General features: G+C 61.1%; 5 protein-coding genes and 1 pseudogene. 2 read left to right on the top strand and 4 right to left on the bottom strand.

Annotation, left to right across the window (positions count from 1 at the left end; genetic code table 11):
- A pseudogene (locus DVK01_RS11840) lies at nucleotides 1–280 on the bottom strand (NAD(P)/FAD-dependent oxidoreductase); the annotation flags it as partial.
- A 144-nt stretch (nucleotides 281–424) separates the two neighbouring features.
- Complete coding sequence (locus DVK01_RS11835; protein WP_004515710.1) at nucleotides 425–958, bottom strand: Rrf2 family transcriptional regulator; 534 nt, start codon at nucleotides 956–958, stop codon at nucleotides 425–427.
- Nucleotides 959–1,068: 110 nt separating this feature from the next.
- Here DVK01_RS11835 and DVK01_RS11830 point away from each other — a divergent pair, with 110 nt between their 5' ends.
- Together DVK01_RS11830 and rocF are read left to right on the top strand one after the other, a co-directional pair.
- A complete protein-coding gene (locus DVK01_RS11830; protein WP_121510832.1) occupies nucleotides 1,069–1,986 on the top strand; it encodes an NAD-dependent epimerase/dehydratase family protein in 918 nt (305 codons plus the stop codon).
- 62 nt (nucleotides 1,987–2,048) lie between these two features.
- Complete coding sequence (gene rocF, locus DVK01_RS11825; protein ID WP_121536829.1) at nucleotides 2,049–2,963, top strand: arginase; 915 nt, start codon at nucleotides 2,049–2,051, stop codon at nucleotides 2,961–2,963.
- Nucleotides 2,964–3,002: 39 nt separating this feature from the next.
- Here the strand turns inward: rocF and gyrA are convergent, their stop codons facing one another.
- Both gyrA and gyrB read right to left on the bottom strand, forming a co-directional pair.
- Nucleotides 3,003–5,450, bottom strand: coding sequence for a DNA gyrase subunit A (gene gyrA, locus DVK01_RS11820; protein ID WP_121536827.1), 2,448 nt, complete (start codon nucleotides 5,448–5,450; stop codon nucleotides 3,003–3,005).
- Nucleotides 5,447–7,375, bottom strand: a complete 1,929-nt coding sequence (gene gyrB / locus DVK01_RS11815; protein WP_101349794.1) for a DNA topoisomerase (ATP-hydrolyzing) subunit B — start codon at nucleotides 7,373–7,375, stop codon at nucleotides 5,447–5,449. The genes gyrA and gyrB overlap by 4 nt, the downstream gene beginning before the upstream one ends.
- Nucleotides 7,376–7,452: the final 77 nt, after the last annotated feature.

Here is a 7,452-nt window from a genome sequence, read left to right as displayed (position 1 = left end):
CGGCGAGGGCGACCTCCCGAGCGTCGGTGTCGATGCCGACGACCTCGTCCTGAATGAAGGCGGTCGAGGGCTGCTTGATCTCGTGAACAGGGATAGCGATGTTCTCCTGAACACTCGGGTCCCGAATACACCGATGAGACTCGTGCAAGACCAGATGATAATCCGTCTCAGAAACCCACGTGACATCAACGTCCGTCTCACCGTCTAACTCGTCCTCTAAACTCTTTATTGCCCCCGCGCCGGCATACCCCGACCCGAGCACGACCACGTTCTCTGTCATACCGAGGACTCCGAAACCAACTGATACAAACCCTTTGAAATCCCTCTCAGCGGGGACAGGATTCTCCCGTGAGACTCGCCGCCATGCAAAATGATGCGATCCCGGTGACCGCAGGAAAACAATTCAAAAGACCAGTGACACGGACTAGTGTTCCGGCTCGCCCGCCGGTGCCCGCATATCGTCGATAGCGAGGATGAGTTTGTTGTTGGTGTCGTCCTTCCCTTCGAGGGTCCCGATAATCTGGAGCTTCGACAGCGGCGTCGGACCGACTGTCACTGAGTCACCCTCGTGGAATTCGGACATCGTGCCCTGCAGCTGAATCTCCGCACGGCACTCCTCGGGGTGGTGGACGCTGGTCAGGTCAATCTCTTCGACGTTCGAATGTTCGACAAGCTCGCCGTTGTGCCGAAGCGGGACCTCCGCGGCCTGGTCCATGTCCTGGATCTGGAGCGCGTCGTAGGCGTTGGCGGTGGGCTTGTACCCTCCCTTGGGGCCGGGGACGCCCTCGACAAGCTGCAGGGCTTTGAGACTCTGCATCTGGTTGCGAATCGTACCGGGATTTCGGTCGACCTTCTCGGCAATATCCTCGCCTTTGACAGCGCTTTCACTTTCCCGATAGAGATTTACCAGTTCCTGCAGAATGTTCTTTTGACTGGGTGTCAGTTCGATAGATGACATAATGTCCTGTTCGGTACAGCCGTCCTTAAATGCGACGGTAAACCGTCTGGAACCGTCTTAGAATCGCGGAAAACGTTAGTACTTTATTGCATCGCTGATCTGACATAGATATGGAAGGTAATCGCGTTTTGGTGACCGGCGGTGGGGGGTTTATCGGGGCAAACCTCGCGAACAAACTGGCCGAAAACAACGACGTTGTCGCCCTGGATGACGGCTACCTCGGCACGCCGGAAAACGTATCAGAAGACGTAGAGTACGTCGAGAAGAGTGTCCTCGATGACGACCTGCCGACTGACGTGGACGTGGTGTTTCACCTCGCAGCGCTCTCCTCCTACGCGATGCATGAGGACAACCCGACCCACGGCGCTCGCGTGAACGTCGAGGGGTTCGTCAACACTGTCGAGCAGGCCCGGGACGACGGCTGTGACACCGTTGTCTACGCCTCCACTTCCTCCATCTACGGCAGCCGGACCGACCCGTCGCCAGAGGACATGGACGTGACGGTCAACACCGGCTACGAGGCCTCGAAGATGGCCCGGGAGACGTACGCGGAGTACTTCCAGAACCACTACGACCTGACACTGGCCGGGATGCGCTTTTTCTCGGTGTATCAGGGCTACGGCGGCGCAGAGGAACACAAAGGGGAGTACGCCAACGTCATCGCGCAGTTCGCCGACGACCTGGCAAGCGGCGACGCACCGAAGCTGTACGGTGACGGCGAGCAGACCCGGGATTTCACCCACGTCGACGACATCGTCCGCGGGCTTGTTCTGGCCGCCGAACACGAACTAAACGGCGTGTACAACCTCGGTACTGGCGAGGCCTACGACTTTAATACGGTCGTCGAGATGCTGAACGATGAACTGGGAACGGACATCGAACCGGACTACGTCGAGAACCCGATCCCTGAGGACGTGTACGTCCACGACACCTGTGCTGACTTCTCGAAGATGCACGAGGCGACAGGCTGGGAACCTGAGATACGTTTCGAAGAAGGTATCGAACTAGTCTGTGCACCCTACACGTAGGGGCCGCTGAATATCGCTTGCCCAACGCTGGGTCTTTATTCGCCGCCCGTGGAGGCGACGGTATGCAACAACAGGTTCGTGTCCTCGGCGTCCCAATGGACCTCGGGGCCGACCGGCGTGGCGTCGACATGGGGCCGTCAGCGATACGGTACGGCGGCCTCGCTGACCAGCTGACAGATATCGGGATCGATTGCGTCGACGGCGGCGACATCGCCGTGCCGCGGCCGGAGGAACGCGACCCCGACGCCGGCGGCCTGAAAAGCGGTCACGCGAAGTTTTTCAGGGAGACGAAGGAAGTCTGTGAGGACGTGACGACGGCGGTCGATGCGACGCGCAGGGAAGGCCGGTTCCCGCTCGTTCTGGGTGGCGACCACTCGATCGGTATCGGAACCATGGCCGGCGCAGCCAGCGACGACGAGGAGTTGGGCGTCATCTGGTTCGACGCCCACGGTGATTTCAACACACCGGAGACAACACCCAGCGGAAACATCCACGGGATGTCGCTGGCGGCCGTCCTCGGTCTCGGTGTGTTCTCCGACCACGAGTGGGCGCACACGCCGGCCGTGAGCGAGGAAAACGTTGTCATCGTCGGGCTGCGAGACGTGGACGACAGGGAACGTCGGCTGATCGAAGACAGCGATATCACGGCGTACACGATGTCGGATATCGACGCCCGAAGCGCGCCGGAGATCGTCGACGAGGCACTGGACATCGCGACTGACGGGACGGACGGGATACACGTCTCGCTCGACCTCGACTGGCTCGACCCGACGGAAGCGCCCGGCGTCGGGACGCCGGTTCGGGGCGGCGTCTCCTACCGCGAGGCTCACATTGCGATGGAATACGTCGCTGAACAGCACGACCAGCTGCGGTCGATGGAACTGGTCGAGGTGAACCCGATTCTCGACGAACACAACCGCACTGCGGAACTGGCCTGTGAGCTCGTCGCCAGTGCCTTCGGCAAGCGCGTGCTGTAACTGCGACGGGGTCGCCGAAAACAGCGCGGCCGGAACCCGCTACTCGTCGGTGACAGCAGGAACGACCGTCACGCTCGCCACGCGGTCGTCGTCTTCGAGTCCCATAATCGTCACACCCTTCGTGTTCCGACCGACCTGGGACACGTCGCCGGCGCGGATACGCATGATCTGGCCCTGTTCGGACATGATGACCAGATGGTCCTCGTCGGTGACCGCCTTGGCCGTCGACACCCGACCGTTGCGGTCGTCGGTCTTGATATCGATGAGCCCCTTGCCGTACCGGGACTGCGTGCGGTACTCGTCGAGTTTGGTCCGCTTTCCGAAGCCGTGTTTCGTGACGGTCAGCAGCGACCGGGGGTCGTCGTCGTCAGTGGCGACCATCGCCGCGACCTTGTCGTCGCCCTGTAGTTTGATGCCGTTGACACCGCGTGCTGAACGGCCCATCTCGCTGACCTCACTCTCGCTGAAGCGGATTGTCATCCCCGCCTCCGTGGCGATGACGAGGTCGCCGGTGCCGTCGGTGACATCCACGTCAATGAGTTCGTCGCCGTCTTCGAGTTTGGCGGCGATGATTCCCGTCGAGAGGATGTTTTCAAACTCCGAACAGCAGGTCCGCTTGACGTAGCCGTTCCGGGTCACCATCGTGATACACTCGTCGTCGCCGAATTCGTCGGTCGAGACGACGGCGGTCAGTTCTTCGCCGTTGTCCAGGTCGATGAGATTGATAGCAGACTTGCCCCGCGCCGTCCGGGACATCTCTGGAATCTCGTAGGTCTTGAGCCGGTAGACCTGGCCCTGATTGGTGAAACAGAGCAGGTAGTCGTGGCTGTTGGCCCGGAACACCTTCGAGACACGGTCGTTCTCCTTGGGATCGGCCCCGATTATCCCTTTGCCGCCGCGATTCTGGGGGTCGAAGTTCTCGACCGGCATCCGCTTGATGTAGTCGTCTTCGGTGATGACGACGACGCAGTCTTCTTCCGGGATGAGGTCCTCGTGAGTGACCTGCCCCTCGTCCTCAATGATACTCGTTCGGCGGTCGTCGTCGTACTCGTCTTTGACTTCCTGGAGTTCGTCAGCGATGACGCTGTCGAGCTTCTCGCGGCTGTTGAGGACGGATTCGAGGTAGTCAATCGTGTCCTGTACGTCCTCGTACTCCTCCTCGATTTCAGCCGCTTCCATCGAAGTGAGCGAGCCGAGTTGCATCCGGACGATGTGAGCGGCCTGCTCTTCGGAGAACTCGAAGGACTCCTGCAGACCGGCCCGAGCGGCATCGCGGTCCTCGCTGTCGCGGATCAGTTCGACCACGTCCTCGACGTTGTTCAGGGCCTTCAGCCGGCCTTCGAGGATGTGGGCGCGCTCCTCTGCCTCGGCGAGGTCGTACTCGGAGCGCCGACGGACGACTTCGCGGCGGTGGTCGATGTAGTGCTGGAGGCTCTCTTTCAGCGAGAGGACCTTCGGCTGACCGTCGACCAGCGCGAGGTTGATAACGCCGAAGGTGGATTCCAGATGATGGTCGAGCAGCCGGTTCTCGACCACGTCGATGTTTGCCCCACGCTTGAGTTCGACGACGATGCGGACGCCGTTGCGGTCGGACTCGTCGCGCAGGTCCGAGATGCCCTCGATTTTCCCCTCGTTCACGTCGTCGGCGATTCGCTCGACGACGCGGGCCTTATTCTCCTGATAGGGGAGTTCACTGATGACGATGCGACCCTCCTCGGGGTCGACTTCGTACTCTGCGCGAACCCGCAAACGGCCCCGGCCGGTCGCGTACGCCGAGTAGATGGCATCGCGGCCAACAATGTTGCCGCCGGTCGGGAAGTCCGGCCCCTTGACATGCTCCATCAGGTCCTCAACGGTGGCGTCGGGGTTTTCCAGCAGGTGGACCGTCGCGTCGACCAGTTCGCCGAGGTTGTGCGGCGGGATGTTGGTCGACATGCCGACGGCAATCCCGGACGACCCGTTGAGCAGGAGGTTCGGGACCTTCGACGGCAGCACGTCGGGTTCCTGCAGGCGGTCGTCGTAGTTGCTGGAGAAATCGACTGTGTCTTTCTCGATGTCTTCAAGCAGTTCCTCGGCGATGGGCGCCATCCGCGCCTCCGTGTACCGCATGGCGGCCGCCGGGTCGCCGTCCATCGAGCCGAAGTTCCCCTGGCCGTCTATCAACGGATACCGCATCGAGAAGTCCTGTGCCATCCGGACGAGCGTGTCGTAGATGGCCGAGTCGCCGTGTGGGTGGTAGTCACCCATCGTGTCCCCAACAATCGAGGAGGACTTCCGGTGGGCGGTGTTCGAGGAGACGCCCATCTCGTGCATCGCATAGAGGATACGCCGATGAACGGGTTTGAGCCCGTCCCGAACGTCTGGGAGCGCCCGACCCGCGATGACCGACATCGCGTAGTCGATGTAGGACTGCTCCATCTCGTCCTCGATGCGGACGTGCTTGATCTGCTCTGCCGGGGCGTTCGCGTCGTTAGCGTCGGAACTCATATGTCGACCCACTCCGCTTCAGGCGAGTGCTCCTTGATAAACTCCTTGCGCGGTTCGACGGCGTCGCCCATCAGGATATTGAACATCTTGTCCGCGGCTGCGGCGTCCTCGATGGTTATCTGCTTGAGAATCCGGTTGTCGGGGTTCATCGTCGTCTCCCAGAGCTGGTCGGGGTTCATCTCACCGAGGCCCTTGAACCGCTGGACCTGCGTGGGGTTCCCGTCACACTTCTCCTCGATGATTGTGTCGCGCTCCGCGTCCGTCATCGCGTCGTAGGTGTTCCCGCGGTAGCGAATCCGGTACAGGGGCGGCTGGGAGGCGTACACGTAGCCTGCTTCCAGCAGCGGCTTCATGTGCCGATAGAACAGCGTCAACAGGAGCGTCCGGATGTGTGCTCCGTCGACGTCCGCGTCCGTCATCAGGATGATCTTCTCGTAACGCAGGTCGTCGATGTCGAACTCGTCGCCGATACCGGTCCCCAGCGCGGTGATGAGGTTCCGTATCTCGTTGTTCTCAAGAATCCGGTCTAGCCGGTGTTTCTCGACGTTCAGAATCTTCCCCTTGATCGGGAGGATGGCCTGGAAATCCGGGTTGCGGCCCTGTTTGGCGCTGCCACCCGCGGAGTCACCCTCGGCGATGAACAGTTCGGCTTCCTCGGGGTCCCGCGTCTGGCAGTCGGCCAGCTTTCCGGGCAGTGCGGTCGAGTCGAGCGCAGACTTCCGGCGGGTGAGTTCCTCGGCCTTCTGTGCGGCCTTCCGTGCCTTCGCGGCCTCGACGGCCTTGCCGACGATGGCTTCGGCCGTGTCGGGATTTTCCTCGAAGAAGGTCGCAAGTCCGTCGTGCATCGCCGATTCGACGATGCCGCGGACCTCGCTGTTGCCGAGCTTGGTCTTGGTCTGCCCTTCAAACTGTGGGTCAGGGTGTTTAACAGAAATGACAGCCGTCAGCCCTTCGCGGATGTCGTCGCCTTTGAGTGTATCATCCAGATCTTTCAGCAGATTATTGTCGGTCGCGTAGTCGTTGACCACCCGTGTCAGCGAGGTTTTGAATCCTGTGAGGTGTGTCCCGCCCTCGCGCGTGTTGATATTGTTGGCGAAGGCGTGAATCGAACCCTGCAGGTCGTCGGTCCCCTGCATGGCGATTTCGACCTGGACCGGCCCTTCCGCGATCTCCTCTTCGTCCTCGAAGTAAATGATATCTCGGTGGAGCGGGTCCTTTGTCTCGTTCAGATACTCGACGAACTCGCGGATACCGCCGTCGTAGGCGAACGTCTCCGTGTCACCGTCGCGTTCATCGTGGATAGAGATGGCGACGCCGGAGTTGAGGAAAGCGAGTTCCCGCAGTCGGGACGAAAGCGTCGAGAACTTGAACTCGCCGGTCTCGAAGATTTCGTCGTCGGGCCAGAACCGGACCGTCGTGCCCGTCTCCTCGTCGGGTTCGAGGTCGCGGACCTTCTTGAGGTCGTACTCCGGTTTACCGTGGTCGAAACGCTGCTTCCAGAGCGCGCCGTCGCGCCTGACTTCGACTTCGAGCCACTTGGAGAGGGCGTTGACCACGCTCACCCCGACCCCGTGGAGGCCACCGGAGACCTGGTAGGACTTGTTGTCGAATTTTCCACCAGCGTGGAGAATCGTCATTACCACCTCGACGGCCGGACGGCCGTGTTCTTCGTGGGTATCGACGGGGATGCCTCGTCCATCGTCGCTGACAGAGACGGAGCCGTCGTCGTGAATCGTTACGTCGATGTTGTCACAGTAGCCGGCGAGCGCCTCGTCGATCGCGTTGTCGACCACCTCGTAGACGAGATGATGGAGGCCGCGAGCGTCCGTCGACCCGATATACATCGCGGGTCGCTTCTGGACGGCTTCCAGCCCTTCGAGGGTCTGGATCGACTTTGCGCCGTACTCATCAGACTCTCCTGACATAGGAACTTACCAGTTCTAATAGAGGGGCACGTATAAAGCTCCCGCACGCGCGCGGGGCCGCGGTTTCGGGGACAGCG

Source organism: Haloarcula sp. Atlit-120R, from assembly GCF_003665885.1.
GTDB lineage: Archaea > Halobacteriota > Halobacteria > Halobacteriales > Haloarculaceae > Haloarcula > Haloarcula taiwanensis.
The sequence above is the reverse complement of the archived record's forward strand: the minus strand, read 5'-3'. Positions and strand labels throughout refer to the sequence as shown.

Bases quoted from the DNA above. Each gene is read 5' to 3' on its own strand.
- DVK01_RS11835 (WP_004515710.1), bottom strand. From the start codon at position 958: ATGTCATCTATCGAACTGACACCCAGTCAAAAGAACATTCTGCAGGAA.
- DVK01_RS11830 (WP_121510832.1), top strand. From the start codon at position 1,069: ATGGAAGGTAATCGCGTTTTGGTGACCGGCGGTGGGGGGTTTATCGGG.
- rocF (WP_121536829.1), top strand. From the start codon at position 2,049: ATGCAACAACAGGTTCGTGTCCTCGGCGTCCCAATGGACCTCGGGGCC.
- gyrA (WP_121536827.1), bottom strand. From the start codon at position 5,450: ATGAGTTCCGACGCTAACGACGCGAACGCCCCGGCAGAGCAGATCAAG.
- gyrB (WP_101349794.1), bottom strand. From the start codon at position 7,375: ATGTCAGGAGAGTCTGATGAGTACGGCGCAAAGTCGATCCAGACCCTC.